Here is a 24059-nt window from a genome sequence, read left to right on the forward strand (position 1 = left end):
CAAGGTAAACTTTTTTACCTAACAAATTGTCAAAGGAGAATTCATATGACACAATATCTTACTGCTGATGCACTTCGCAAGGACTTTCTTGCGGTTTTTGGTCAAGAAGCAGATCAAACCTTCTTCTCACCAGGCCGTATCAACTTGATTGGGGAACATACTGACTATAATGGTGGCCATGTTTTCCCAGCTGCTATTTCACTCGGAACTTATGGGGCCGCACGTAAGCGTGATGACCAAGTATTGCGTTTTTACTCAGCTAACTTTGAGGATAAAGGAATCATCGAAGTGCCTCTAGCTGACCTTAAGTTTGAGAAAGAGCACAACTGGACCAACTATCCAAAGGGTGTCCTTCATTTCTTGCAAGAAGCTGGTCATGTGATTGATAAAGGGTTTGATTTCTATGTTTTTGGGAATATACCAAATGGTGCGGGCTTGTCTTCTTCTGCATCCTTGGAGCTTTTGACAGGTGTCGTGGCAGAATACCTCTTTGACCTAAAATTGGACCGTCTAGACTTAGTTAAAATCGGAAAATTGACAGAAAATAACTTTATCGGTGTTAATTCTGGTATCATGGACCAGTTTGCCATCGGTATGGGGGCTGACCAACGTGCTATTTACCTAGATACTAATACGTTAGAATACGACTTGGTCCCTCTTGATTTGAAAGACAATGTCGTTGTGATTATGAATACTAACAAACGCCGTGAACTTGCAGATTCTAAATATAATGAACGCCGTGCTGAGTGTGAAAAAGCAGTGGAAGAACTTCAAGTTGCCTTGGATATCCAAACCTTGGGTGAATTAGATGAGTGGACTTTTGACGAGTACAGCTACCTGATCAAAGACGAAAATCGTTTGAAACGTGCTCGCCACGCAGTTCTTGAAAACCAACGTACTCTTAAAGCGCAAGCAGCACTTCAAGCGGGAGATTTGGACAAGTTTGGTCGTTTGATGAATGCGTCTCACGTTTCTTTGGAACATGACTACGAAGTGACTGGTTTGGAATTGGATACCTTGGTTCATACTGCTTGGGCTCAAGAAGGTGTTCTCGGTGCTCGTATGACAGGAGCAGGCTTTGGTGGTTGCGCCATTGCCTTGGTTCAAAAAGATGCAGTTGAGTCCTTTAAAGAAGCTGTTGGCAAACACTACGAAGAAATCGTTGGCTATGCTCCAAGTTTCTATATCGCTGAAGTTGCAGGTGGGACTCGCGTTTTAGACTAGGAGAGAAGGATATGGAAGCTGTAATATTTGATTTAGATGGCTTATTAGCCGATACTGAAATCATTTCTCTAAAAGTTTATCAAGAATTGCTTAGAGATTTTGGAATTCCTTTCACAGAAGAAACTTATTCTAGAGACTACAGTGGACATAGGGAAGAGGAGAATGTTCAACGATTTTTGGACACCTATGATTTACCTTGGAACTTTGACCAAACCTTGGCAAAAGTTTATGAACTGGAAGCTCAAATCTTAGCTCAAGGTGTAAATTTAAAAAAAGGTGCTAAAAATTTGCTCACTTATTTGCAAAAAGAAGGCGTTCCAATCGCTTTAGCAACATCAAGTGTTGAATCTCGGGCTAGAATGATATTGGATAGCAATGGTATACTGTCACTATTTGACCATTTAGTTTTTGCAAAAGATGTAAAGCGAAGCAAACCATACCCTGATATATTTTTAAAGGCCTGTAGTGATTTGAACGTTTTACCAGAGAATTGCTTGGTACTAGAGGATAGTGAAGCAGGGATTGAAGCGGCATCTAGAGCTGGGATTCCAGTTATTTGTATTCCAGATTTAAAAATACCAGCACAGTCTTTCTTAAATAAAACAGAACAAGTTTTTCAGGATTTGGATGCTGTTAAAGACTATTTAGAAAGTAAGAAGGAGGTTTTCTTGTGACCTTAGTAGAAACATTTGTGACCAAAGTCATTGCAGAAAGCACCTTTGAAGAGTTGGACCGTATCTATCTGACCAATCGTGTTTTAGCACTGGTGGGAGATGGAGTTCTTGAAGTTGAGACTGGCCAAGATAACTTGATTGACCTCAAAGATCAGCTTGTCGAGGAAGCCGTTCGATTGGAAACGATTGAAGATAGTCAGGCTACGCGTGAGATTCTCGGTGCTGACCTCATGGACTTAGTAACGCCTTGTCCAAGTCAGGTTAATCGTGACTTTTGGGATACCTATGCCCAGTCACCAGAGCAGGCAATTGCAGATTTCTACAAACTCAGTCAGAAGAATGACTACATCAAACTGAAGGCTATCGCAAAGAATATTGCTTATCGTGTACCGTCTGACTACGGTGAACTGGAGATTACTATCAATCTCTCTAAACCTGAAAAGGATCCAAAGGAGATTGCGGCAGCCAAGTTAGTCAAGTCCAGTAACTATCCTCAGTGTCAGCTCTGTATGGAAAATGAAGGCTATCATGGTCGTGTCAACCATCCAGCTAGAAGCAATCATCGTATTATCCGTTTTGATATTTCTGGGCAGGAGTGGGGCTTCCAGTATTCGCCTTATGCGTACTTTAATGAGCACTGTATTTTCTTAGATAGCCAACATCGTCCCATGGCCATCAGTCGTCAAAGTTTTGAGCGTTTGTTAGCAATTGTAGAGCAGTTTCCGGGTTACTTTGCTGGTTCGAATGCTGATCTACCAATCGTGGGTGGTTCCATTCTGACGCACGATCATTATCAAGGTGGGCGACATGTATTCCCAATGGAAGTGGCGCCTTTACAAAAGAGCTTTACCTTTGAAGGTTCTGAATCTGTCAAAGCAGGAATTGTTCAGTGGCCTATGTCAGTGATTCGATTAACGTCGGATTCAAAAGACGATTTGACCAATCTTGCTGAGAAAATCTTACTGGCTTGGCGTCAATACTCCGATCCAAGTGTGCAGGTCTTGGCAGAAAGTAATGGAACACCGCATCACACCATTACACCGATTGCCCGTAAACGAGATGGACTGTTTGAGTTAGACTTGGTTTTACGGGACAATCAAACCTCTCCAGAGCATCCAGATGGTATCTATCATCCCCACAAGGATGTCCAACATATCAAGAAGGAAAATATCGGCTTGATTGAGGTCATGGGTTTGGCAATCTTGCCACCACGCTTGAAGGAAGAAGTAGAGCAAGTAGCAGCTTATCTAGTCGGAGAGGATGTTTTAGTAGCAGATTATCACAAAAAATGGGCAGATGAGTTGAAGGAAAGTCATCCTGGATTGACTGATAAAGACCAAGCTCTTGAAATCGTCCAAGAATCTGTTGGAAAAATCTTTGCTCGAGTTTTGGAAGATGCAGGAGTTTACAAACAAACAGAAGAAGGACAAGCTGCCTTTACGCGCTTTGTGGAGCAGGTTGGTATTTTGCCCGAATAAGTGCTTCTCTCTTGCGTAGAGTCTTGAAAAGTAGTATCATAGTGTCGTTTGAAACATCAGGAGGAACGTATGAAAGATTTTCACTTTGACGCTATATCTGCCTTTGAAAACTACGAAATTGAAAAAATGAGAGATGGTCACGTGGTGGTGACAACAAAAGTAGTGGACTCCTCACTCAACTATTATGGGAATGCCCATGGAGGCTATCTATTTACCCTTTGTGACCAGATCAGTGGTCTTGTGGTGATTTCGCTTGACTTAGATGGAGTGACGCTCCAGTCTTCTATCAACTATCTGAAAGCTGGAAATCTAGGAGACGTTCTCACTATCAAAGGAGAATGTGTCCATCACGGACGTACCACTTGTGTCGTCGATGTTGATATCACCAACCAAGATGGCCGAAATGTCTGCAAGGCAACCTTCACCATGTTTGTTACAGGACAACGATCTGAAGATAGACAGGTGAGGATATAGGAAACAAAAAAAGAGGCACATGCCTCTTTTTTATATTTCTTTTTCCACTGTAGTGTTATGCTACTCACTAAATCTTAAAAAATAGCCATCTGGGTCTAAAACTGCAAACTCATGTGGATAGATATACTGTTCACCAACACGAAATTCTCTTTTAGTCAAAGGACGATGAATAGGATAGTTAGACTCGATTAATTTCTGATAGAGTCGAGGGACATCCTCTATGCCAAAGGAAATATTGACACCGCGCCCGAAAGGATAGGTTAGTTGGGCTAATTCTTCTGTGTTGCCTTCTTCTAGCATAAGTTGGCAGTCTTCAAGCGAGAGGAAGAGAAATTTCTCCTCTGGACGCTCGTATTCGACAGAAAATCCCAGCAAGTCGCAGTAGAAGTGGCGTGACTTTTCGAGGTCAGATACTACAAATTCAGGAATGACAGCTTGATAGTCCATTAGCTTTCTCCTTAGAGCTCAATCTCCAAGACAATTGGTGTGTGGTCTTGACGTGCGCCTGAGTCAATCATGTCTGACTTGGTAACCTTGTCTGCCACACGGTTACTTGTGAGCCAGTAGTCGATTCTCCAGCCTGTGTTGTTGATTTTTGAAGTCTTGCTACGTTGTGCCCACCAAGTATAGCGTTCTGGCACATCGCCATGGATATGGCGGAAGGTATCTGTAAATCCTTTGGCTAAAAGGTTTGTAAATCCTTCACGTTCTTCGTCTGTAAATCCTGGTGAACGACGGTTGCTGGCTGGGTTGGCAAGGTCAATTTCCTTGTGGGCAACGTTGTAGTCACCTGTAGCAAGGACTGGTTTTTTCTTGTCTAGTTCAGCCAAGTATTCTGCATATTTGACGTCCCAGACTTGACGTTCTTCCAAACGTTTGAGTCCATCACCTGCATTTGGTGTGTAGACCTGAGTCACGAAAAATTTATCAAATTCCAAAGTAATGATGCGTCCTTCCAAGTCCATGGTAGAAGGGGCGCCAATCTCTGGGAAGCTAACAGTTGGAGTGAGTTCTTTCTTATAGAGGAACATGGTTCCAGCATAGCCTTTACGGGCAGGCTCTTGAGAGGAACGCCAGGTGTTTTCGTATCCTGGGAAGAGTTCTTCCAGTACCTCAAGGTGTTTTTTTGTAGGACCTTTAGCTGAAAGCTTGGTTTCTTGGATAGCGATGATATCAGCATCTTCGGCTACCAAGGTTTGGAGAACGTCTTGAGACAATTTCGCACGCGCAGAGTCGCTTGTCAATGCTGCATTGAGGGAATCAATGTTCCATGAGATTAGTTTCATAGTGTGTACCTTTTCATTCAGATTATAGACAATATTATACCAGAAAAAGAAGTAATTCCCCAGCGTATAGTTTGAAAAATCAAGGTCATTCCTATATAATAAAGAATGATTTATGTAAAAGATTGAAAATAAATGAAATGTTTCTTCTATGAATATTTTTATCACTGAGTATGACAAAGTTCAAGTGAGTGTCGTCATATATGAATAAGAAAAACCTGGGGTCCATGCCTCAGGTTTCCATTTGTTATTAGAAAGGAATTTTATGTCCATCATTCAAAAACTCTGGTGGTTTTTTAAGTTAGAAAAACGCCGTTATCTCGTTGGAATTGTAGCTTTGGTTTTGGTTTCTGTACTAAACCTCATCCCACCTATGGTTATGGGGCGCGTGATTGATGCCATTACTTCGGGACGATTAACACAGGACGAGCTCCTACTTCATCTCTTTTATCTCCTGCTCGCTGCTTTCGGTATGTACTATCTGCGTTATGTTTGGCGCATGTATATCCTAGGAACCTCCTACCGACTTGGGCAAATCATGCGTTCAAGACTATTTGAACACTTTACAAAAATGTCGCCAGCTTTTTATCAGAATTATCGAACTGGGGATTTGATGGCACACGCAACCAATGATGTCAATGCCCTGACTCGTCTAGCCGGTGGGGGAGTTATGTCGGCAGTAGATGCCTCTATCACAGCCTTGGTGACTTTACTAACCATGCTCTTTAGCATCTCGTGGCAGATGACCTTGGTTGCCATTCTTCCCTTGCCATTTATGGCCTATGCGACTAGTCGTCTGGGGAGAAAGACCCACAAAGCTTTTGGGGAATCGCAAGCAGCCTTTTCTGAACTCAACAATAAGGTTCAGGAATCTGTATCAGGAATTAAGGTAACCAAATCCTTTGGCTATCAGTCTGATGAATTGGCATCTTTCCAGGAAGTCAATGATTTGACCTTCCAAAAGAATCTGCAAACCATGAAATACGATAGTCTCTTTGATCCGATGGTTCTGCTTTTTGTTGGTTCTTCCTATGCTTTAACTCTCTTGGTCGGTGCCTTTATGGTACAAGCGGGGCAGGTGACTATTGGGAATCTGGTCACTTTTATCTCTTACTTGGATATGCTGGTCTGGCCTTTGATGGCAATTGGTTTTCTCTTTAATATTACTCAAAGAGGGAAGGTTTCTTATCAACGAATTGAGAGTCTTTTGTCCCAAGAGTCACCTGTCAAAGACCCAGAATATCCACTTGACGGGATTGAAAATGGGCGCTTGGAATATGCTATTGATAGTTTTGCCTTTGAAGACGAAGAGACGCTGAGAGATATACATTTCAGTCTCGAAAAAGGACAAACCTTGGGCTTGGTTGGGCAAACTGGTTCAGGGAAAACTGCTTTGATTAAATTGCTCCTACGTGAGTATGATGTTGACCAAGGAGCCATTTATCTAAATGGTCATGATATTCGTGACTATCGACTAGCTGACTTACGTAGTTTGATGGGATACGTTCCACAGGACCAATTTCTCTTTGCTAGTTCTATCTTAGAGAATATTTGTTTTGGAAATCCCGACCTACCTTTTTCTGCAGTAGAAGAAGCGACTCAGTTGGCTCAAGTCTATCAAGACATTCAAGCCATGCCTGAGGGATTTGATACAGTTATCGGGGAAAAAGGTGTTAGTCTATCTGGTGGACAAAAGCAACGTCTGGCTATGAGTCGGGCTATGATTCTAAATCCTGATATCTTGATTTTAGATGATTCCTTGTCAGCTGTGGATGCTAAGACAGAGTTCGCAATCATCGATAATCTCAAGGAAACTCGCAAAGATAAAACGACTATCATCACTGCCCATCGTCTCAGTGCAGTTGTTCATGCAGATTTGATTTTGGTCGTGCAGGATGGTCGCATCATTGAGCGAGGGACACACGAAGACTTACTAGCCTTGGATGGTTGGTATGCACAAACCTACCAGTCTCAGCAGTTAGAAATGAAAGGAGAAGAAGATGCGCAATAAACAAGAACAATGGGCTGTATTGAAACGCTTGATGTCCTATCTCAAGCCCTATGGTCTCCTAACCTTTTTAGCCTTAGCCTTTCTCCTTATGACGACTGTTATTAAGAGCGTAATTCCCCTAGTGGCTTCGCACTTTATCGACCAGTATCTACATAATCTCAACCAGCTTGCCGTTACAGTCTTACTGGCCTACTATGGTCTCTACATTCTTCAAACCATTGTCCAGTATGTGGGAAATCGCCTCTTTGCGCGTGTGTCCTACAGCATTGTTAGAGATATTCGACGTGATGCCTTTGCCAATATGGAAAAGCTAGGTATGTCTTATTTTGATAAAACACCTGCAGGTTCCATCGTTTCTCGTTTGACCAATGATACAGAGACTATCAGTGATATGTTTTCGGGAATCTTATCTAGCTTTATCTCGGCAGTCTTTATATTCGTGACGACACTTTATACCATGTTAGTTTTGGACTATCGTCTGACTGCTTTAGTCTTGCTCTTTCTACCTTTGATTTTCCTTTTGGTTAATCTCTACCGTAAAAAATCGGTCAAGGTCATTGAAAAAACCAGAAGTCTACTGTCAGATATTAACAGTAAGCTGGCAGAAAATATCGAAGGAATTCGTATTATTCAAGCCTTTAATCAAGAAAAACGCCTGCAAGAAGAGTTTGATGAGATAAATCAGGAGCATCTAGTTTACGCTAACCGTTCAGTAGCCTTGGATTCTCTCTTTTTACGTCCAGCTATGAGTTTGTTGAAGCTATTGGGGTATGCAGTTTTGATGGCTTACTTTGGCTATCGCGGTCTCTATCTAGGAATAACGGCAGGAACTATGTATGCTTTTATCCAGTACATCAATCGCCTCTTTGATCCCCTCATCGAGGTAACGCAAAATTTTTCTACCCTTCAAACATCTATGGTGTCAGCAGGTCGTGTCTTTGCACTTATCGATGAGACTAACTATGAACCGGCCCAAGAAGATGGACAAGCCGAGATTAAAGAAGGAAATATTCGTTTTGAACATGTGTCCTTCTCCTATGATGGGAAGCACCAGATTCTAGATGATATTTCCTTTACAGTCAATAAAGGTGAAACCATCGCCTTTGTCGGACATACTGGCTCTGGGAAATCCTCTATCATCAATGTTCTTATGCGCTTTTATGAATTCCAGTCTGGTCGAGTTCTCCTTGATGGTGTGGATATTCGTAAGTATAGTCAAGAGGAGTTGAGAAAAAATATCGGTCTGGTTCTACAGGACCCCTTCCTCTATCATGGGACCATCAAGTCCAATATCGCCATGTACCAAGATATCAGCAATGACCAGGTTAAGGCAGCAGCAGAGTTTATGGATGCAGATTCTTTCATTCGGGATCTTCCATTAGGCTATGATGCCCCTGTGTCTGAGCGTGGTTCGAGTTTTTCAACTGGTCAACGTCAGCTTCTTGCCTTTGCTAGAACCGTTGCCAGTCAACCGAAAATACTGATTTTGGATGAAGCGACAGCCAATATCGACTCTGAAACAGAATCCTTGGTCCAAAATTCCCTAGCCAAGATGAGACAAGGACGGACAACCATTGCCATCGCCCATCGTCTTTCTACCATTCAGGATGCTAATTGTATCTATGTCCTTGACAAGGGACGAATCATTGAGAGTGGAACCCACGAGGAACTTTTAGCCTTGGGTGGAACCTATCACAAGATGTATAGTTTGCAGGCAGGAGCTCTATCCTAAGGAAGAATTCCTTTAAAATACATATTTCTTGCACTGCCTCTTTCATTTTGTGGTATAATGTAGAATGTTAATAAAGATTACATATTAAAAAACAGAGGAGAATGTGCATGCTGAAATGGGATGAACTACCTCAAGAAATGCAATTAAGTGAGGTAAAACCATACTACCAGCTTGTTTCTAAAAGAAAAGGCTCTCTGATTCTCAAGCGCTGTCTAGATTTGTTTCTAGCCTTGATCTTGTTAATCTTGACTGCACCCGTATTTCTAATTCTAAGTATTTGGATCAAACTAGATAGTAAGGGTCCAGTTATTTACAAGCAGGTGCGGGTAACCCAGTACAACCGACATTTCAAGATTTGGAAATTCCGGACCATGGTGACAGATGCGGATAAAAAAGGAAGTCTGGTGACTTCTGCAAATGATAGTCGCATCACCAAGGTTGGAAATTTCATTCGCCGTGTTCGTTTGGATGAACTTCCGCAATTGGTCAATGTCCTCAAAGGGGAGATGTCCTTTGTGGGAACTCGTCCAGAAGTACCACGTTATACAGAGCAGTACAGCCCTGAAATGATGGCTACCTTGCTCTTGCCAGCAGGGATTACATCGCTTGCCAGCATTAACTATAAGGACGAGGATGCTATTATCAGTCAAATGACTGCAAAAGGTATGACGGTTGACCAGGCCTATGTCGAAAGAGTCCTACCAGAAAAGATGCACTATAATCTAGCCTACCTACGTGATTTTAATTTCTTCGGGGATATTAAGATCATGTTCCAGACTGTATTTGAAGTTTTAAAATAAGTAGTCGCAAGATTGAAACCAATCAAAGGAGTAAAACAATGACAAAGTATAATATTCCATTTTCACCACCTGATATTACCGAAGCTGAAATTGCTGAAGTAGCAGATACCCTCCGTTCTGGTTGGATCACAACAGGTCCAAAGACAAAAGAATTGGAGCGTCGTCTATCTGCCTATACTCAGACACCTAAGACAGTCTGCCTCAACTCTGCAACAGCAGCTCTTGAATTGATCTTGCGCGTGCTTGAAGTGGGTCCTGGCGATGAAGTTATCGTTCCGGCTATGACTTATACAGCATCATGTAGCGTTATCACTCACGTCGGTGCGACACCAGTTATGGTTGATATCCAAGATGATACCTTTGAAATGGATTATGACAAGCTTGAGCAAGCGATTACTGAGAAGACTAAGGTTATCATCCCAGTAGAACTTGCAGGGATTATCTGTGACTATGACCGTTTGTTCCAAGTTGTAGAAAAGAAACGTGACCTCTTTACAGCTACTAGCAAGTGGCAAAAGGTATTTAATCGTATTGTTATAGTATCTGATAGTGCCCATGCTTTGGGTTCGACCTACAAAGGACAACCAGCTGGTTCTATTGCAGACTTTACGTCCTTCTCTTTCCACGCAGTTAAGAACTTCACAACTGCTGAAGGAGGAAGTGCTACTTGGAAAGCTAATCCAGCTATTGATGATGAAGAAATGTACAAGGAATTCCAAATTCTATCTCTTCATGGTCAAACCAAAGATGCACTTGCCAAGATGCAACTAGGTTCATGGGAATATGATATCGTAACTCCTGCCTACAAGTGCAACATGACGGATATCATGGCTTCACTTGGTCTGGTTCAGTTGGACCGTTATCCTGCTTTATTACAACGTCGTAAGGACATCGTGGAACGCTATGACCGTGGATTTGCAGGGACTCCTATTCACCCATTGGCTCATAAGACAGATACTCTTGAATCTTGTCGTCACCTCTACATCACCCATGTAGAAGGAGCAAGTCTCGAACAACGCAACCAAATCATCCAAGAATTGGCCAAAGCAGGAATTGCAAGTAACGTTCACTACAAACCGCTTCCTCTTTTGACAGCCTATAAGAATCTTGGATTTGACATGGCTGATTATCCACGAGCTTATGCTTTCTTTGTAAATGAAATTACACTACCACTTCACACCAAATTAACGGATGAAGAAGTAGATTATATCATTGAGACTTTTGTCAGAGTTTCTGAAGAAGTTCTTGCTTCTACAAAAAACTAATTAAAAAAAATAGTAAAAAATGAATGAAAACGGTTGACAAAGAAAAAACAATAACATATAATTAACTCAACAAATCAGAAAAGTAATTATTTTTGATCTTCAGGGAGCCTGTGGTTACTGCGAACAGGTGGTTGGAACTAGTGAAATTGGGCTGATTTTAAAAGTGAATTTGAAACAATGAAAATTCGGTAGGCACACCTTACAGTGCAACTTGTTGTTAGACAAGGTAGAGATGTAAAGGGGATATTCTCTTTACAAATGAGGTGGTACCGCGTTACAAACGCCCTCACATGGAAATAGATTCCGTGTGTGGGCTTTTTTCTATTCGTCATTTTATTTATCTTTTATTAGGGCGTTAAGTCGCTTTGATGAACTTGAGTTCTATCTACAGCTCCTTGCCTACTACTAAAAGCAAATAAAAAGCCGGATTCATATAAAAGGAGGAAAAATTTATGACAACTAAAGGTTATTTTGGACAATTTGGTGGTAGTTTTGTACCCGAACCAATTCAGGCTTTATTAGATGAGTTGGAAGTGACTTTTGATAAATACAAGGATGATCCAGAGTTTTTGGCAGAATATCGTCATTACTTGAAAGATTATTCAGGCCGTGAGACTCCGCTCTATTTTGCAGAAAGTTTGACGGATTATCTAGGTGGTGCTAAGATTTATCTCAAACGTGAAGATCTTAACCATCTTGGGTCACACAAACTTAACAATGTCCTTGGACAAATCCTTCTTGCTAAACGCATGGGTAAAAAACGTGTGATTGCAGAGACAGGAGCTGGTCAGCACGGTGTTGCGACAGCTGCAGCTGCAGCCAAATTTGGTATGGCATGTGATGTCTACATGGGGGCAGAAGATGTGGAACGTCAACGTCTCAACGTCTTCCGTATGGAGATGATGGGAGCAACTGTTCACGCAGTTGAAACTGGTACTCGTACCCTTAAAGATGCGGTTGACGCAGCCTTTGGAGCATGGATGAATGACCTTGATGCTTTCTACGTTTTAGGTTCGGCTGTAGGTCCGCACCCTTACCCAACGATTGTCCATGAATTCCAAAAAGTAATCAGTGAAGAATCTCGACGTCAGATTTTGGAAAAAGAAGGACGTTTGCCAGACTACGTCCTTGCCTGTGTGGGTGGTGGATCTAATGCCATCGGTGCCTTTTCACAGTATGTAGCTGATGAAGAAGTTAAATTGGTTGGGGTAGAAGCTGCTGGTCACGGTTTAGATACCGACAAACACGCGGCAACTATGACTAAGGGTAGTGTCGGAATTGTTGATGGAATGAAGACCTATGCAGTATTTAAGGAAGATGGAGAGCTCGCGCCAGTTTACTCTATCTCAGCAGGTTTGGACTATCCAGGGGTTGGTCCAGAACATGCCTTCTTTAAAGACTCTGGTCGAGTAGAATATGTAGCAGCGACAGACGAAGAAGCTGTCCAAGCCTTGCTTTTATTAAGCAAAACAGAAGGAATTATCCCGGCGATTGAAAGCTCACATGCTATCGCTGAAGCAGTCAAACGCGCACCAAAACTAAGCAAAGATGAGATTATCATCATCAATGTCTCTGGTCGTGGAGACAAGGACGTAGCTGCCATTGCAGACTACCTTGAAGCTAAAAAATAAAAGATGGAAAAGATACAGAGATTTCTCTCACAGAGAGCTTGTGGTTGCTGAAAACAAGCAGAGAAAGCTGTAAGATTGGGTCTATCTGAAATGAGAGAAGAAAACATAATTCTCAAGGGAGTGCCCTTTATCGCACAGCCTGTTACAGGAGCTATCTGAGACAGGAATGAGAGATAGGAGAAATCCTATAATTGAGGTGGCACCGCGAATTTCGTCCTCACGCAAGTTATTTTGCGTGGGGATTTTTATATATGTATTATAGGTGTGGCTATTCGGTTTTGAATTATGCTTCATCAATAGGTAGATTTCTATAAAATATTTTCGAACGAAGTGAGCATCGAACCGCTATTTCCCGCCATGGTGGTATCCTATAGAAGCAAAGATGCTTCTATAGGACGGAATTTTTGAGAGTAAAATAGTTCGGGGAACCATTTTAGCCTGAGCCTAGAAATAAATGAGCGAGGAGCTCAAAAATTAGGTCTTTCATTTCATGGTTTTCTAAAATCATCCACTGGATAATTTTACCTCCCGTCTGCACTATTTAAGGGAAATAGAAAAAAGATAAATTAAAACTAAAATTCTATAAAGATACGAATCGAAAGGGAAATTACAATGGAACGAATCATTCATGGAGATGTTTTATCACCAATCTTGGCTTATATGCGCTTAAAGGGACAACACAAGGTCATACTTGAAAGTATCCCAAGAGAAAAAGAAAATGCTCGATTTTCTATCTTAGCCTATAATCCAGTTTTTGAAATTAAGTTCGAAAATGGAGTCCTTTATCAAAATGGTCAAGTGATTGATCGTGACCCCTTGGATTTCCTTTATGAAGTAACTTATAAGAGTCAGCACCATTCAGAACTACCCTTTGGTGGTGGAGCCATTGGTTTTGTTGGCTACGATATGATTTCTGTCTATGAAGAGATTGGCCAAATCCCTCAAGATACGATTGGGACGCCAGATATGCATTTCTTCGTTTATGATAGTTATATAGTTTTTGACCATAAGAAAGAAAAAATTCATGTCATAGAGGATGCTCTCTACAGTGAACGTAGTAATGAAGAACTAGAAGTGGCTTTAGATCAGGTTTTAGAAGAGTTGAAAATCCCTGCTCCAAATGAATTTGAAGATTTGGACGTTTCTCCACTTCAGTTTAGACCACATATTGCACCTCAGAAATTTGAAGAAATGGTAGAAACAGCTCGCGACTTGATTCGCAACGGAGATATGTTCCAATGTGTGCTCAGCCAGCGCTTCTCCGCAGAGGTAACTGGAAATCCTTTTGACTTCTACAGAAATCTCCGAGTGACAAATCCATCAAATTATCTCTACTTTTACGACTTTGGAGATTATCAAATCATCGGTGCCAGTCCTGAGAGTTTGGTTTCCGTAAAAAACGGCATTGTAACAACAAATCCGATTGCAGGTACGCGACCTAGAGGTTCCAATGACGAGGAAGATGCAGCATTAGCTAGTGATCTACTTTCTGATGAAAAGGAGACGGCAGAACACCGAATGCTAGTGGACCTAGGACGCAATGATATCGGTAGAATTGCTGAGACAGCAAGTGTCCAAGTAACCAAGTATATGGAAGTGGAACTTTTTCGCTATGTCATGCATTTGACCAGCGTAGTTAAAGGACGTTTGTTACCAGAACTGACTGCCATGGATGCCTTGAAAACGACTCTTCCAGCAGGAACAGTTTCTGGGGCCCCTAAGATTCGGGCTATGAAACGCATCTATGAGTTGGAAACAGAGAAGCGTGGTATTTATGCAGGGGCTATCGGTTACCTATCAGCAACTGGAGACATGGATTTCGCTATTGCTATTCGAACTATGATTCTAAAAAATAAAAAAGCCTACGTACAGGCTGGTGCAGGAATTGTTTATGATTCTATCGCTCAAAACGAATACCAAGAAACCATTAATAAAGCTAAATCTATGACTAGAATGGGAGAACTAAGACCATGATTTTATTGATTGATAATTATGATTCATTTACCTATAACTTGGCTCAATACATTGGGAATTTCGCAGAAGTTCAGGTTTTAAGAAATGATGATCCAAACCTTTATGAAGAAGCTGAAAAAGCAGATGGTCTGGTCTTTTCTCCTGGTCCAGGTTGGCCAGCTGATGCTGGGAAAATGGAAGAAATGATTCGTGATTTTGCAGGTAAGAAACCGATTCTAGGGATTTGTTTGGGGCACCAGGCCATCGCAGAAGTCTTTGGTGGCAAGTTGGGCTTGGCTCCAAAAGTCATGCATGGCAAGCAGAGTCAGATTCAATTTGAGACTCCTTCCGTTCTCTATCAAGGAATCGAGGATAATCGTCCAGTCATGCGTTACCACAGTATTTTAATTGAAGAGATGCCAGAAGAGTTTGAAGTGACAGCTCGTTCGACAGATGACCAAGCTATTATGGGGATTCAACACAAAACCTTGCCGATTTATGGCTTGCAGTATCATCCAGAAAGTATAGGAACGCCAGATGGCCTATCTTCTATTCAGAATTTTATCGAGAAAATTGTAAAGTGAGGAAGACAAAATGAAAGAGATTATTGAAAAATTAGCGAACTTTGAAGATCTATCAAGTGTTGAAATGACAGATATGATCGAACGCATCGTGACAGGGCGAGTGACAGAAGCGCAAATCGCTTCTCTACTGTTAGCTCTTAAGATGAAGGGAGAAACACCTGAGGAAAGAACAGCCCTCGCCCAAGTTATGAGAGGACATGCTCAACACATCCCAACCAACATTCAAGATGCTATGGATAACTGTGGTACGGGTGGAGATAAATCATTTAGCTTTAACATTTCAACAACTGCAGCCTTTGTCTTGGCTGGTGGCGGCATTCATATGGCCAAACATGGAAATCGCTCTATTTCTTCTAAATCTGGGTCAGCAGATGTCTTGCAAGCTTTGGGAATCAATATCGACCTTAAACCATCACAATTGGGTAAGGTATTTGATCAAACAGGAATCGTCTTTCTCTTTGCCAAAAACATGCACCCAGCTATGAAATATATCATGCCAGCACGCTTGGAGTTGGGAATTCCAACCATCATGAATTTGACAGGTCCACTGATTCACCCAATGGTCTTGGAAACACAGCTTCTAGGAATTAGTCGTCCAGAACTTCTAGAAAGTACTGCTCAGGTTTTGAAAAACATGGGTCGCAAACGTGCCATTGTAGTAGCTGGTCCAGAAGGATTGGATGAAGCTGGTTTGAATGGAACTACCAGCATTGCCCTTCTTGAAAATGGAGAAATCACTTTGTCAACCTTTACTCCAGAAGATTTGGGAATGGAACGCATTGCCATTGAGGACATTCGTGGCGGAAATGCGCATGAGAATGCAGCCATCCTTGTTAGCGTTCTTAATAACGAACCAAGTCCATTCTTGGAAACAACAGTCTTAAACGCTGGTCTTGGTTTTTATGCCAATGGTAAGGTAGATAGTATCAAAGACGGAGTTGAAATGGCACGCCAAGTGATTGCTAGTGGTAAGGCTCTTGAAAAACTCAGACTATTACAGGAGTATCAAAGATGAGTCAGGAATTTTTGTCACGTATCTTAGAGCAGAAGGCGCGTGAAGTTGAAAAGATGGAACGAGAGGAACTTCAGCCCTTGCGTGAAAGCTATCGCTTAGCTGAATATTTGAAAAACCATCAGGATCGTTTGCAAATTATTGCAGAGGTCAAGAAGGCAAGTCCAAGTATGGGTGATATCAACCTGGATGTGGATATCGTTCAACAGGCCCAGACTTACGAGGTTAACGGTGCGGTTATGATTTCTGTTCTGACAGACGAGGTTTTCTTTAAAGGTCATTTGGATTATCTTCGTGAGATTTCCAGTCAGGTACAGATTCCGACTTTAAACAAGGATTTTATTATCGATGAAAAGCAAATCATCCGTGCTCGCAATGCGGGTGCGACAGTTATCTTGCTCATCGTAGCTGCTTTATCAGAAGAACGCCTCAAGGAACTGTATGACTATGCGACAGAGCTTGGACTAGAAGTGTTAGTGGAAACTCATAATCTGGCTGAGCTTGAAGTGGCTCACCGCCTTGGCGCTCAAATTATTGGTGTGAATAATCGTAATTTGACTACCTTTGAAGTCGACTTACAGACCAGTGTAGACTTAGCCCAATACTTTAAGGACGATTGCTTGTACATTTCTGAATCTGCTATTTTTACAGAAGCAGATGCGAAACGAGTTGCACCCTACTTTAACGGAATTTTGGTAGGAACAGCTCTCATGCAAGCGGAAGATGTCACCCAGAGAATCAAGGAGTTGCAGATTGACAAAGGTTAAGATTTGTGGACTATCGACCAAAGAAGCAGTAGAGGTAGCAGTGTCGGCTGGAGCAGACTACATTGGTTTTGTCTTTGCTCCTAGCAAAAGACAGGTGACCTTGGAACAAGCAACAGAGCTGGCTGAGATTATTCCTACAAATGTAAAAAAGGTTGGTGTATTTGTTTCACCAAGTCGGGAAGAATTACTAGAAGCGATTGAAAAAGTTGGCTTGGACATGGTACAAGTTCACGGTCAGGTAGTAGATAAACTATTTGAAAATTTACCATGTGCCAGTATTCAGGCTGTTCAAGTAGACGGGGATGGGCATGTACCCAATTCTCTGGCAGATTATCTACTCTTTGATGCACCTGTCGCAGGAAGTGGTCAAATCTTTGATTGGGGGCAACTGGATACGACAGAACTATCTCAGCCTTTCTTCATCGCAGGCGGGCTCAATGAGGATAATGTAGAAGAAGCTATTCAACACTTTACTCCCTTTGCAGTAGATGTATCAAGTGGGGTAGAAACAGACGGACAAAAAGATCATGAAAAGATTAGAAGATTTATAGAGAGGGTAAAACATGGCATATCAAGAACCAAATAAAGATGGATTTTACGGGAAATTCGGTGGACGTTTTGTCCCAGAAACATTGATGACAGCAGTATTGGAGTTAGAAGAGGCATATCGTGAAAGTCAGGCAGATCCAAGTTTCCAAGAGGAGTTAAACAAACTTTTGCGCCAGTATGTAGGACGTGAAACACCTCTTTACTACGCAAAAAATTTGACCCAGCATATTGGTGGAGCCAAGATTTACCTCAAACGTGAAGACCTCAACCATACAGGTGCCCACAAGATTAACAATGCCTTGGGACAAGTTCTTCTCGCTAAACGCATGGGCAAAAAGAAAATTATCGCTGAAACTGGTGCCGGTCAGCACGGTGTAGCAACTGCAACTGCTGCAGCCCTTTTCAACATGGAATGTACTATCTATATGGGTGAGGAAGATGTTAAACGCCAAGCCCTCAATGTCTTCCGTATGGAACTTTTAGGAGCTAAGGTAGAGGCAGTGACAGATGGTTCGCGCGTTCTCAAGGATGCAGTCAATGCAGCCCTTCGTTCTTGGGTGGCAAATATCGATGACACTCACTATATCCTAGGTTCTGCCTTGGGACCCCACCCTTTCCCAGAAATTGTTCGTGACTTCCAAAGTGTTATCGGACGGGAAGCCAAACAACAGTACCGTGAATTGACAGGAGAAAATCTACCAGATGCGCTCGTTGCCTGTGTAGGTGGTGGTTCGAATGCTATCGGTCTCTTCCATCCATTTGTGGAAGATGAATCAGTTGCTATGTATGGAGCTGAAGCGGCAGGACTTGGTGTGGATACAGAGTATCACGCAGCTACCTTGACCAAGGGTCGCCCAGGAGTTCTTCACGGTTCTCTCATGGATGTTCTCCAAGATGCCCATGGACAAATCTTAGAAGCCTTCTCTATCTCAGCAGGTTTGGACTACCCAGGTATCGGTCCAGAACATTCTCACTATCACGATATCAAGCGTGCGACCTATGTTCCTGTGACAGATGAGGAAGCCTTGGAAGGATTCCAACTCTTGTCTCGTGTGGAAGGGATTATCCCAGCTTTGGAGTCTAGTCACGCTATCGCCTTTGCGGTGAAATTGGCCAAAGAACTTGGTCCAGACAAGTCTATGATTGTCTGTCTATCAGGTCGCGGGGACAAAGATGTGGTTCAAGTCAAGGACCGCTTGGAAGCAGACGAAGCAAAGAAGGGAGAAGCCCATGCCTAAGACACTAACAGAAAAATTAAATGCTATTAAAGCGACTGGAAAGGGAATTTTCGTTCCTTATATCATGGCTGGGGACCATGAGAAAGGTTTGGATGGTCTCGGTGAAACAATCCACTTTTTAGAAGATTTGGGTGTGTCTGCCATTGAGGTAGGAGTTCCCTTTTCTGACCCAGTTGCAGATGGTCCTGTTATCGAAGAAGCCGGCTTGCGCAGTCTAGCTTGCGGAACCTCTACCCAGGTTTTGGTTGAAACCTTGAAAACCATTGAAACAGAAATTCCGCTTGTCATCATGACCTACTTTAACCCCCTCTTTCAGTACGGTGTGGAGAAATTGGTTAAAAATCTTGCTGATACAGCAGTCAAGGGCTTGATTATCCCAGACCTCCCTCATGAACATGCCAACTTTGTAGAGCCATATTTGGCGGATACAGACATTGCTTTGATTCCACTTGTTAGCTTGACGACAGGGATTGAGCGTCAAAAAGAACTCATTGAGGGAGCTGAAGGTTTTGTCTATGCCGTTGCTATCAATGGAGTCACAGGGAAGTCAGGAAATTACCGAGATGATTTGGACAAGCACTTGTTTCAACTCCATCAAGTGGCTGATATTCCAGTCTTGACAGGATTTGGTGTATCCACACAGGCTGATGTGGAACGCTTCAATGCTGTATCAGACGGTGTTATCGTCGGTTCCAAGATTGTTAAGGCTCTGCATGAAGGACAAGTAGCAGAAATCGCTGACTTTATCCGAGAAGCAGTAGCTTACCAAAAATAATCACACAAGTAGCTAGCAAGAGGAAAGGCACAAAAGGTAGTCTTTCCTTTTTCTTTAGCAGGAGAAAGGCTATAATGCCAGTTGTGGAAGCAAATTGAATTAAAATCAGCATTTCAGTAAGCCTAAAAACAAGAGCACAGGAAGCCAGAAAGAGAAAATCCCCTGCACCTATGCGGATATCGATAAAGTGAGCCAAAATTCCAAGAATAAGAAAGACAATCATAACTAGATTCCAACCACAGGAAACTATGAGGATTAGGTGAAAGGTCAGCCAGACTAGCAAGGGATATTCTTGATGCTGGAGGTCATAGATTCCTAAGGTCAAGCCAGCAGTTACTAGGATGACTTGACCCAAGGAAAGCCAGCCCCATGACCAAGCCAGAAAGAGGACACCCAAGCCCAATTCAAAGAGGGCATACCAGAAAGGATAGTGTGCCTTGCAGTAGCGACAGCGAAAGCGATTGAAGAGCTGAGAGAGGATCGGAATCAAATCTAGTGGACGCAAGCGAGTCTGACAGGAATCGCAGTGACTAGCCGGTCGGATAATGGATTGCTCAGGGAAACGGTCAATGACCAAACCTAGAAAGGAAGCGAGAATGCTCCCGACAAGAAAAAAATAAAGATCAATCATACTTATCTATTCGTAAAAAATAAGAGAAGTTGTATAATAAAGAAACATTGATAGGATGGTGAGGTCAAGATGATGATTCGTTTTGAAGAAAATATGAGCACAGAAAATGCTCAGCACGTATGCCAATGGTCCAACTCCCTTGGCAAATCCTTTCAAGAACAATGGATGGGAACAATGATTCCTTTTCCCTTAACAATTCAAGTCTTGCAAGATTTGGAAGGAATCTTTTCAATCTTTGATGGACAAGAGTTTGTGGGGCTTATCCAGAAAATCAGGCTAGAAGACAGGAATCTTCATATCGGGAGATTTTTTATCAACCCCCAGAAACAGGGGCAGGGCTTAGGTAGCCAGGCTTTAAGGAAATTTGTCAGTTTAGCCTTTGAAAATGAAGACATAGATACTATTTCTCTAAATGTCTATGAGGCAAATCAAAGAGCTCAGAATCTTTACCAAAAAGAAGGATTTGAAATTGTTCAAACCATTGAAGTTCCAGAACGTAAATACATAATGAGAAAATCTAGGTAAGGACTAGATGATATCGAGGACTGTACCCGTACAATTTTTGGTTTTCAAACTTGTTGCAGAGAAATTTTCTTGATAGAATAGATACATGACTAGATATAAAGCTGTAATTTCCTATGATGGCTACGCTTTTGCTGGTTTTCAGCGACAACCTCACGCGCGTAGTGTCCAAGAGGAAATTGAAAAAACTTTAACCAAATTAAATAAAGGACAAGCCATTACCATTCATGGCGCTGGGCGAACAGATAGTGGTGTTCATGCATTAGGTCAGGTCATCCACTTTGATCTTCCCTATCAGATGGATGAGGAAAAACTTCGTTTTGCTCTCGATACCCAAAGCCCTGAAGATATCGATGTGATTTCGATTGAGATTGTGGCTGATGATTTTCATTGCCGTTATGCCAAGCATAGCAAGACCTATGAGTTTATCGTAGATAGAGGACGTCCTAAAAATCCTATGCGTCGTCATTATGCGACTCATTATCCTTATCCACTAGATGTGGAGCGGATGCAGCTTGCTGTAAAAAAACTAGAGGGAACGCATGATTTTACTGGTTTTACAGCATCAGGGACTAGTGTGGAAGACAAGGTAAGAACGATCACGGAAGCCAGTCTTAGGGTTGATGAAACAGGGCAGTTTTTGACTTTTACCTTCTCAGGCAATGGTTTCCTCTATAAACAGATTCGAAATATGGTCGGAACCCTGCTGAAAATTGGTAACAATCGGATGCCGATTGAACAGATTGACCTCATCTTGGAGCAAAAGGATAGACAGTTGGCAGGACCAACTGCAGGGCCTAATGGTTTGTATTTGAAGGAGATTCGTTATGAAGAATAATCGTATTTTAGCACTTTCAGGAAATGATATTTTTAGTGGTGGTGGATTAGCTGCTGACCTTGCCACCTATACTTTGAATGGTTTGCATGGATTTGTAGCCATGACCTGCTTGACTGCTTTGACAGAAAATGGTTTTGAAGTCTTTCCAACTGATGAAACTATTTTCCAACAACAGTTGGATAGTCTCAAGAGCGTAGACTTTGGAGGGATTAAAATTGGTCTTTTACCGACTGTTGGTGTTGCTGAGAAAGCTTTGAATTTCATCAAGGAACGTGAAGGAGTTCCAGTAGTCTTGGACCCTGTTCTCGTTTGTAAGGAAACGCATGACGTTGCAGTCAGTGAGCTCTGTCAAGAGTTGATTCGCTTTTTCCCTTATGTATCTGTGGTTACTCCGAATCTTCCTGAGGCAGAGTTGCTTGCAGACCAAAAGATTGAAAGTCTGGAAGACATGAAAAATGCAGCCAAAAAACTACATGACTTGGGTGCACCAGCAGTGATTATCAAGGGTGGAAATCGCCTCAGTCAGGATAAGGCTGTGGATGTCTTTTATGACGGAGAAAATTACACAATCCTTGAAAATCCAGTCATCCAAGGACAAAATGCTGGTGCAGGATGTACCTTTGCATCTAGCATTGCTAGTCAGTTAGTCAAGGGAGAGGAACTATTACCAGCAATTGAAAGTTCTAAAGCCTTTGTTTACCGAGCTATTGCACAAGCAGATCAATATGGAGTGAGACAATATGAAGCAAACCAAAACAAGTAAAATCGCCCTATTATCAATACTGACTGCCCTATCAGTAGTTTTAGGTTATATTGTCAAAATCCCAACCCAAACAGGAATTTTAACTCTTTTAGATGCTGGTGTTTTCTTCACTGCTTTTTATTATGGAAAACGGGAAGGAGCTATTGTCGGAGGTCTAGGAGGTTTCATTATTGACCTAATCTCAGGTCATCCTCATTGGATGTTCTTCAGCTTGCTTTTCCATGGCTTGCAGGGTTACTTTGCAGGTTTTAAAGGAAAATGGCGGTGGCTTGGATTAGTTTTGGCAACTTTTCTCATGGTAGCTGGATATGCATGTGCGACCTCTTGGATGAAAGGTTGGGGGGTAGCCCTGACAGATATTCCTCACAATTTGTTGCAGAATTTTGTTGGAATGATTGTTGGGTATCTTCTATATCAGAGTATCAAGAAAATTAGTAAGCAGTAAAAATAGTCTTCCATGGGAACTATTGAAAAAACTCTGATTATTTGCTAAAATAAAAGCTATGAAAACACTCTACGATGTGCAACAATTTCTCAAACAGTTTGGTATCATTGTCTACATGGGGAAACGTCTCTATGATATTGAGCTGATGAAGATTGAATTATCTCGAATCTATGATGCAGGCTTGATGGACAAGCTAGATTACTTAGAAGCGGAAGCTGTTCTGCGCCGAGAGCACAAACTAGAATTAGACTATTTAGAGAAAAATGGAGATTAAGTATTATGGTAACTTGGGTTTTGTGGGGACTTGTCGTAGCAATGTTAGCATGGATGGGATACAACTATCTTCGCATTCGTCGTGCAGCGAAGATTGTAGACAATGCAGAGTTTGAGTCTTTGATTCGTACAGGTCAGTTAATTGACTTGCGTGATCCAGCTGACTTTCACAGAAAACATATCCTTGGAGCTCGTAATATCCCTTCAAATCAATTGAAGACAAGTCTTGCAGCGCTTCGCAAGGATAAGCCTGTCCTTCTTTATGAGAACCAACGTGCGCAACGTGTGACCAATGCAGCACTTTTCTTGAAAAAACAAGGTTTCTCAGAAATCTATATCCTTTCTTACGGATTGGATTCTTGGACTGGGAAGGTGAAATCTAATTAACAATGTGAAAACAACTTGTCACATATGTTTAATATAGAAAACCGATTTTTTATGGTATAATAGTAATATAAATTTTAAGGAGTTTTTATTATGCAAGAAAAGAAAAAGGCATCGCTTGTTTTAGGTATCCTATCTATCGTCCTTGGTTTGCTATCTCCAATCGTTGGTTTGATTTTGGGTATTATTGGTCTTGTTTTGGGTAATTCACATCAAAATCAATCTGGACTAAATTATAAAACAGAAAAAATCCTCAATATCGTAGGGATTGTCATTTCAGTCCTTAACTGGATTGCAGGAGTCATTTTGATGATGCACTAATCAGGATTCTAACAAAAAAAAGCTTTATTTTTAAAGCTTTTTTGTTTTACCCATTTTTCGTTAAGTGGTTTTTAATCATTTCTAATTCTTTCTAGCTCAGGGACAGGTTTTCATAGTTCTAAATCTTGTTACTAATAGATAAAGCCGGTTTTTATGATATAATGAATGTGTAAAAAATTTAAGGAGTTTATTGAAAAATGGAAGAAAAGAAGAAAAATCCACTTATAGTGGGTATCCTATCTATCATTCTTAGTTTGTTATTTCCGTTGGGAGGTATTGGTTTAGGTATCGTTGGTTTTTTATATGCTAACGAACTTCAAAAAGAATCTGGATTAGATTATAAAACAGAGAGAATTGTGTCTATTGTAGGTATTGTTCTTTCTGCTCTTAACTGGATTATTGGAATTTTCTTACACATGAGTTAAAGATGAT

At 41.6% G+C, this 24059-nt stretch carries 27 protein-coding genes and 2 other annotated features; of the genes, 24 read left to right on the plus strand and 3 right to left on the minus strand.

Annotation, left to right across the window (positions count from 1 at the left end):
• The first annotated feature begins 45 nt into the window (after window positions 1–45).
• The 4 genes from QM419_RS00155 to QM419_RS00170 all read left to right on the plus strand — a co-directional run bounded on the left by QM419_RS00155 (window position 46) and on the right by QM419_RS00170 (window position 3850).
• A complete protein-coding gene (locus QM419_RS00155; protein WP_414277482.1) occupies window positions 46–1224 on the plus strand; it encodes a galactokinase in 1179 nt (392 codons plus the stop codon).
• Between the two features lie 11 nt (window positions 1225–1235).
• Window positions 1236–1898 (plus strand): HAD family hydrolase, encoded by a 663-nt coding sequence (locus QM419_RS00160; protein WP_414277483.1) that lies wholly within the window; start codon window positions 1236–1238, stop codon window positions 1896–1898.
• Entirely contained in the window at window positions 1895–3376 is a 1482-nt protein-coding gene (locus tag QM419_RS00165; RefSeq protein ID WP_414277484.1) for a UDP-glucose--hexose-1-phosphate uridylyltransferase, read from the plus strand. The genes QM419_RS00160 and QM419_RS00165 overlap by 4 nt, the downstream gene beginning before the upstream one ends.
• Window positions 3377–3445: 69 nt before the next feature.
• Window positions 3446–3850 (plus strand): PaaI family thioesterase, encoded by a 405-nt coding sequence (locus QM419_RS00170; protein WP_414277485.1) that lies wholly within the window; start codon window positions 3446–3448, stop codon window positions 3848–3850.
• Window positions 3851–3910: 60 nt separating this feature from the next.
• On the opposite strand, the gene QM419_RS00175 is transcribed toward QM419_RS00170, so the two are convergent.
• Together QM419_RS00175 and QM419_RS00180 are read right to left on the minus strand one after the other, a co-directional pair.
• On the minus strand, window positions 3911–4297 hold the full coding sequence (locus QM419_RS00175; RefSeq protein WP_414277486.1) for a bleomycin resistance protein: 387 nt from the start codon (window positions 4295–4297) through the stop codon (window positions 3911–3913).
• 11 nt (window positions 4298–4308) lie between these two features.
• Window positions 4309–5136 (minus strand): exodeoxyribonuclease III, encoded by an 828-nt coding sequence (locus QM419_RS00180; protein WP_414277487.1) that lies wholly within the window; start codon window positions 5134–5136, stop codon window positions 4309–4311.
• Window positions 5137–5398: 262 nt separating this feature from the next.
• Here QM419_RS00180 and QM419_RS00185 point away from each other — a divergent pair, with 262 nt between their 5' ends.
• The 12 genes from QM419_RS00185 (at window position 5399) to trpA (ending at window position 19450) form a co-directional block, all read left to right on the plus strand.
• A complete protein-coding gene (locus tag QM419_RS00185) occupies window positions 5399–7144 on the plus strand; it encodes an ABC transporter ATP-binding protein (protein ID WP_414277488.1) in 1746 nt (581 codons plus the stop codon).
• The gene (locus QM419_RS00190) at window positions 7134–8876 is read left to right on the plus strand and encodes an ABC transporter ATP-binding protein (RefSeq protein ID WP_414277489.1); all 1743 of its coding nucleotides are present in this window, start codon (window positions 7134–7136) and stop codon (window positions 8874–8876) included. The genes QM419_RS00185 and QM419_RS00190 overlap by 11 nt, the downstream gene beginning before the upstream one ends.
• A gap of 107 nt (window positions 8877–8983) precedes the next feature.
• On the plus strand, window positions 8984–9676 hold the full coding sequence (locus tag QM419_RS00195; protein WP_414277490.1) for a sugar transferase: 693 nt from the start codon (window positions 8984–8986) through the stop codon (window positions 9674–9676).
• A gap of 38 nt (window positions 9677–9714) precedes the next feature.
• On the plus strand, window positions 9715–10941 hold the full coding sequence (locus QM419_RS00200; protein WP_414277491.1) for a DegT/DnrJ/EryC1/StrS family aminotransferase: 1227 nt from the start codon (window positions 9715–9717) through the stop codon (window positions 10939–10941).
• 60 nt (window positions 10942–11001) lie between these two features.
• Window positions 11002–11232 (plus strand) — a binding site (T-box leader).
• Between the two features lie 161 nt (window positions 11233–11393).
• On the plus strand, window positions 11394–12572 hold the full coding sequence (gene trpB / locus QM419_RS00205) for a tryptophan synthase subunit beta (RefSeq protein WP_414277492.1): 1179 nt from the start codon (window positions 11394–11396) through the stop codon (window positions 12570–12572).
• Window positions 12563–12794 (plus strand) — a binding site (T-box leader). Its footprint overlaps the gene before it by 10 nt.
• Window positions 12795–13184: 390 nt before the next feature.
• Window positions 13185–14546 carry an anthranilate synthase component I gene (gene trpE, locus QM419_RS00210; RefSeq protein WP_414277493.1) on the plus strand — a complete coding sequence of 454 codons (1362 nt, stop codon included), beginning with the start codon at window positions 13185–13187 and terminating at the stop codon, window positions 14544–14546.
• A complete protein-coding gene (locus QM419_RS00215; RefSeq protein WP_414277494.1) occupies window positions 14543–15109 on the plus strand; it encodes an aminodeoxychorismate/anthranilate synthase component II in 567 nt (188 codons plus the stop codon). The genes trpE and QM419_RS00215 overlap by 4 nt, the downstream gene beginning before the upstream one ends.
• Before the next feature lie 10 nt (window positions 15110–15119).
• A complete protein-coding gene (gene trpD / locus QM419_RS00220; RefSeq protein ID WP_414277495.1) occupies window positions 15120–16124 on the plus strand; it encodes an anthranilate phosphoribosyltransferase in 1005 nt (334 codons plus the stop codon).
• Entirely contained in the window at window positions 16121–16888 is a 768-nt protein-coding gene (trpC, locus tag QM419_RS00225; protein WP_414277496.1) for an indole-3-glycerol phosphate synthase TrpC, read from the plus strand. The genes trpD and trpC overlap by 4 nt, the downstream gene beginning before the upstream one ends.
• Window positions 16875–17474 (plus strand): phosphoribosylanthranilate isomerase, encoded by a 600-nt coding sequence (locus QM419_RS00230; RefSeq protein ID WP_414277497.1) that lies wholly within the window; start codon window positions 16875–16877, stop codon window positions 17472–17474. The genes trpC and QM419_RS00230 overlap by 14 nt, the downstream gene beginning before the upstream one ends.
• Complete coding sequence (trpB, locus tag QM419_RS00235; protein ID WP_414277498.1) at window positions 17452–18675, plus strand: tryptophan synthase subunit beta; 1224 nt, start codon at window positions 17452–17454, stop codon at window positions 18673–18675. Before QM419_RS00230 ends, trpB (QM419_RS00235) begins: the two co-directional genes overlap by 23 nt.
• Complete coding sequence (trpA, locus tag QM419_RS00240) at window positions 18668–19450, plus strand: tryptophan synthase subunit alpha (protein WP_414277499.1); 783 nt, start codon at window positions 18668–18670, stop codon at window positions 19448–19450. Before trpB (QM419_RS00235) ends, trpA begins: the two co-directional genes overlap by 8 nt.
• Here trpA and QM419_RS00245 read toward each other — a convergent pair.
• Complete coding sequence (locus QM419_RS00245; RefSeq protein WP_414277500.1) at window positions 19419–20081, minus strand: prepilin peptidase; 663 nt, start codon at window positions 20079–20081, stop codon at window positions 19419–19421. The genes trpA and QM419_RS00245 overlap by 32 nt on opposite strands.
• A 69-nt stretch (window positions 20082–20150) precedes the next feature.
• Between QM419_RS00245 and QM419_RS00250 the strand changes: the two genes are divergently transcribed.
• From QM419_RS00250 to QM419_RS00285, 8 genes are all read left to right on the plus strand, one after another.
• Window positions 20151–20606: a GNAT family N-acetyltransferase gene (locus tag QM419_RS00250; protein WP_414277501.1), complete on the plus strand. Its 456-nt coding sequence runs from the start codon at window positions 20151–20153 to the stop codon at window positions 20604–20606.
• Window positions 20607–20691: 85 nt separating this feature from the next.
• The gene (gene truA, locus QM419_RS00255; RefSeq protein ID WP_414253949.1) at window positions 20692–21441 is read left to right on the plus strand and encodes a tRNA pseudouridine(38-40) synthase TruA; all 750 of its coding nucleotides are present in this window, start codon (window positions 20692–20694) and stop codon (window positions 21439–21441) included.
• Window positions 21431–22204 carry a bifunctional hydroxymethylpyrimidine kinase/phosphomethylpyrimidine kinase gene (locus tag QM419_RS00260; protein WP_414253948.1) on the plus strand — a complete coding sequence of 258 codons (774 nt, stop codon included), beginning with the start codon at window positions 21431–21433 and terminating at the stop codon, window positions 22202–22204. Before truA ends, QM419_RS00260 begins: the two co-directional genes overlap by 11 nt.
• A complete protein-coding gene (locus QM419_RS00265; protein ID WP_414253947.1) occupies window positions 22182–22649 on the plus strand; it encodes an ECF transporter S component in 468 nt (155 codons plus the stop codon). The genes QM419_RS00260 and QM419_RS00265 overlap by 23 nt, the downstream gene beginning before the upstream one ends.
• 58 nt (window positions 22650–22707) lie before the next feature.
• The gene (locus tag QM419_RS00270) at window positions 22708–22923 is read left to right on the plus strand and encodes a YqgQ family protein (RefSeq protein WP_080560879.1); all 216 of its coding nucleotides are present in this window, start codon (window positions 22708–22710) and stop codon (window positions 22921–22923) included.
• 5 nt (window positions 22924–22928) lie between these two features.
• On the plus strand, window positions 22929–23309 hold the full coding sequence (locus QM419_RS00275) for a rhodanese-like domain-containing protein (protein ID WP_006149793.1): 381 nt from the start codon (window positions 22929–22931) through the stop codon (window positions 23307–23309).
• Window positions 23310–23399: 90 nt separating this feature from the next.
• Window positions 23400–23627 carry a hypothetical protein gene (locus QM419_RS00280; protein WP_006149827.1) on the plus strand — a complete coding sequence of 76 codons (228 nt, stop codon included), beginning with the start codon at window positions 23400–23402 and terminating at the stop codon, window positions 23625–23627.
• 197 nt (window positions 23628–23824) lie between these two features.
• Complete coding sequence (locus tag QM419_RS00285; protein ID WP_414277502.1) at window positions 23825–24052, plus strand: DUF4190 domain-containing protein; 228 nt, start codon at window positions 23825–23827, stop codon at window positions 24050–24052.
• Window positions 24053–24059: the final 7 nt, after the last annotated feature.

The organism is Streptococcus infantis (assembly GCF_047464715.1).
GTDB classification, from domain to species: domain Bacteria; phylum Bacillota; class Bacilli; order Lactobacillales; family Streptococcaceae; genus Streptococcus; species Streptococcus infantis_S.

Excerpts from the sequence above, each read along its gene's own strand:
- QM419_RS00155 (WP_414277482.1), top strand. The coding sequence starts at position 46 with ATGACACAATATCTTACTGCTGATGCACTTCGCAAGGACTTTCTTGCG.
- QM419_RS00160 (WP_414277483.1), top strand. The coding sequence starts at position 1,236 with ATGGAAGCTGTAATATTTGATTTAGATGGCTTATTAGCCGATACTGAA.
- QM419_RS00170 (WP_414277485.1), top strand. The coding sequence starts at position 3,446 with ATGAAAGATTTTCACTTTGACGCTATATCTGCCTTTGAAAACTACGAA.
- QM419_RS00175 (WP_414277486.1), bottom strand. The coding sequence starts at position 4,297 with ATGGACTATCAAGCTGTCATTCCTGAATTTGTAGTATCTGACCTCGAA.
- QM419_RS00180 (WP_414277487.1), bottom strand. The coding sequence starts at position 5,136 with ATGAAACTAATCTCATGGAACATTGATTCCCTCAATGCAGCATTGACA.
- QM419_RS00185 (WP_414277488.1), top strand. The coding sequence starts at position 5,399 with ATGTCCATCATTCAAAAACTCTGGTGGTTTTTTAAGTTAGAAAAACGC.
- QM419_RS00190 (WP_414277489.1), top strand. The coding sequence starts at position 7,134 with ATGCGCAATAAACAAGAACAATGGGCTGTATTGAAACGCTTGATGTCC.
- QM419_RS00195 (WP_414277490.1), top strand. The coding sequence starts at position 8,984 with ATGCTGAAATGGGATGAACTACCTCAAGAAATGCAATTAAGTGAGGTA.
- QM419_RS00200 (WP_414277491.1), top strand. The coding sequence starts at position 9,715 with ATGACAAAGTATAATATTCCATTTTCACCACCTGATATTACCGAAGCT.
- trpB (WP_414277492.1), top strand. The coding sequence starts at position 11,394 with ATGACAACTAAAGGTTATTTTGGACAATTTGGTGGTAGTTTTGTACCC.
- trpE (WP_414277493.1), top strand. The coding sequence starts at position 13,185 with ATGGAACGAATCATTCATGGAGATGTTTTATCACCAATCTTGGCTTAT.
- QM419_RS00215 (WP_414277494.1), top strand. The coding sequence starts at position 14,543 with ATGATTTTATTGATTGATAATTATGATTCATTTACCTATAACTTGGCT.
- trpD (WP_414277495.1), top strand. The coding sequence starts at position 15,120 with ATGAAAGAGATTATTGAAAAATTAGCGAACTTTGAAGATCTATCAAGT.
- trpC (WP_414277496.1), top strand. The coding sequence starts at position 16,121 with ATGAGTCAGGAATTTTTGTCACGTATCTTAGAGCAGAAGGCGCGTGAA.
- trpB (WP_414277498.1), top strand. The coding sequence starts at position 17,452 with ATGGCATATCAAGAACCAAATAAAGATGGATTTTACGGGAAATTCGGT.
- trpA (WP_414277499.1), top strand. The coding sequence starts at position 18,668 with ATGCCTAAGACACTAACAGAAAAATTAAATGCTATTAAAGCGACTGGA.
- QM419_RS00245 (WP_414277500.1), bottom strand. The coding sequence starts at position 20,081 with ATGATTGATCTTTATTTTTTTCTTGTCGGGAGCATTCTCGCTTCCTTT.
- QM419_RS00250 (WP_414277501.1), top strand. The coding sequence starts at position 20,151 with ATGATGATTCGTTTTGAAGAAAATATGAGCACAGAAAATGCTCAGCAC.
- truA (WP_414253949.1), top strand. The coding sequence starts at position 20,692 with ATGACTAGATATAAAGCTGTAATTTCCTATGATGGCTACGCTTTTGCT.
- QM419_RS00260 (WP_414253948.1), top strand. The coding sequence starts at position 21,431 with ATGAAGAATAATCGTATTTTAGCACTTTCAGGAAATGATATTTTTAGT.
- QM419_RS00265 (WP_414253947.1), top strand. The coding sequence starts at position 22,182 with ATGAAGCAAACCAAAACAAGTAAAATCGCCCTATTATCAATACTGACT.
- QM419_RS00270 (WP_080560879.1), top strand. The coding sequence starts at position 22,708 with ATGAAAACACTCTACGATGTGCAACAATTTCTCAAACAGTTTGGTATC.
- QM419_RS00275 (WP_006149793.1), top strand. The coding sequence starts at position 22,929 with ATGGTAACTTGGGTTTTGTGGGGACTTGTCGTAGCAATGTTAGCATGG.
- QM419_RS00280 (WP_006149827.1), top strand. The coding sequence starts at position 23,400 with ATGCAAGAAAAGAAAAAGGCATCGCTTGTTTTAGGTATCCTATCTATC.
- QM419_RS00285 (WP_414277502.1), top strand. The coding sequence starts at position 23,825 with ATGGAAGAAAAGAAGAAAAATCCACTTATAGTGGGTATCCTATCTATC.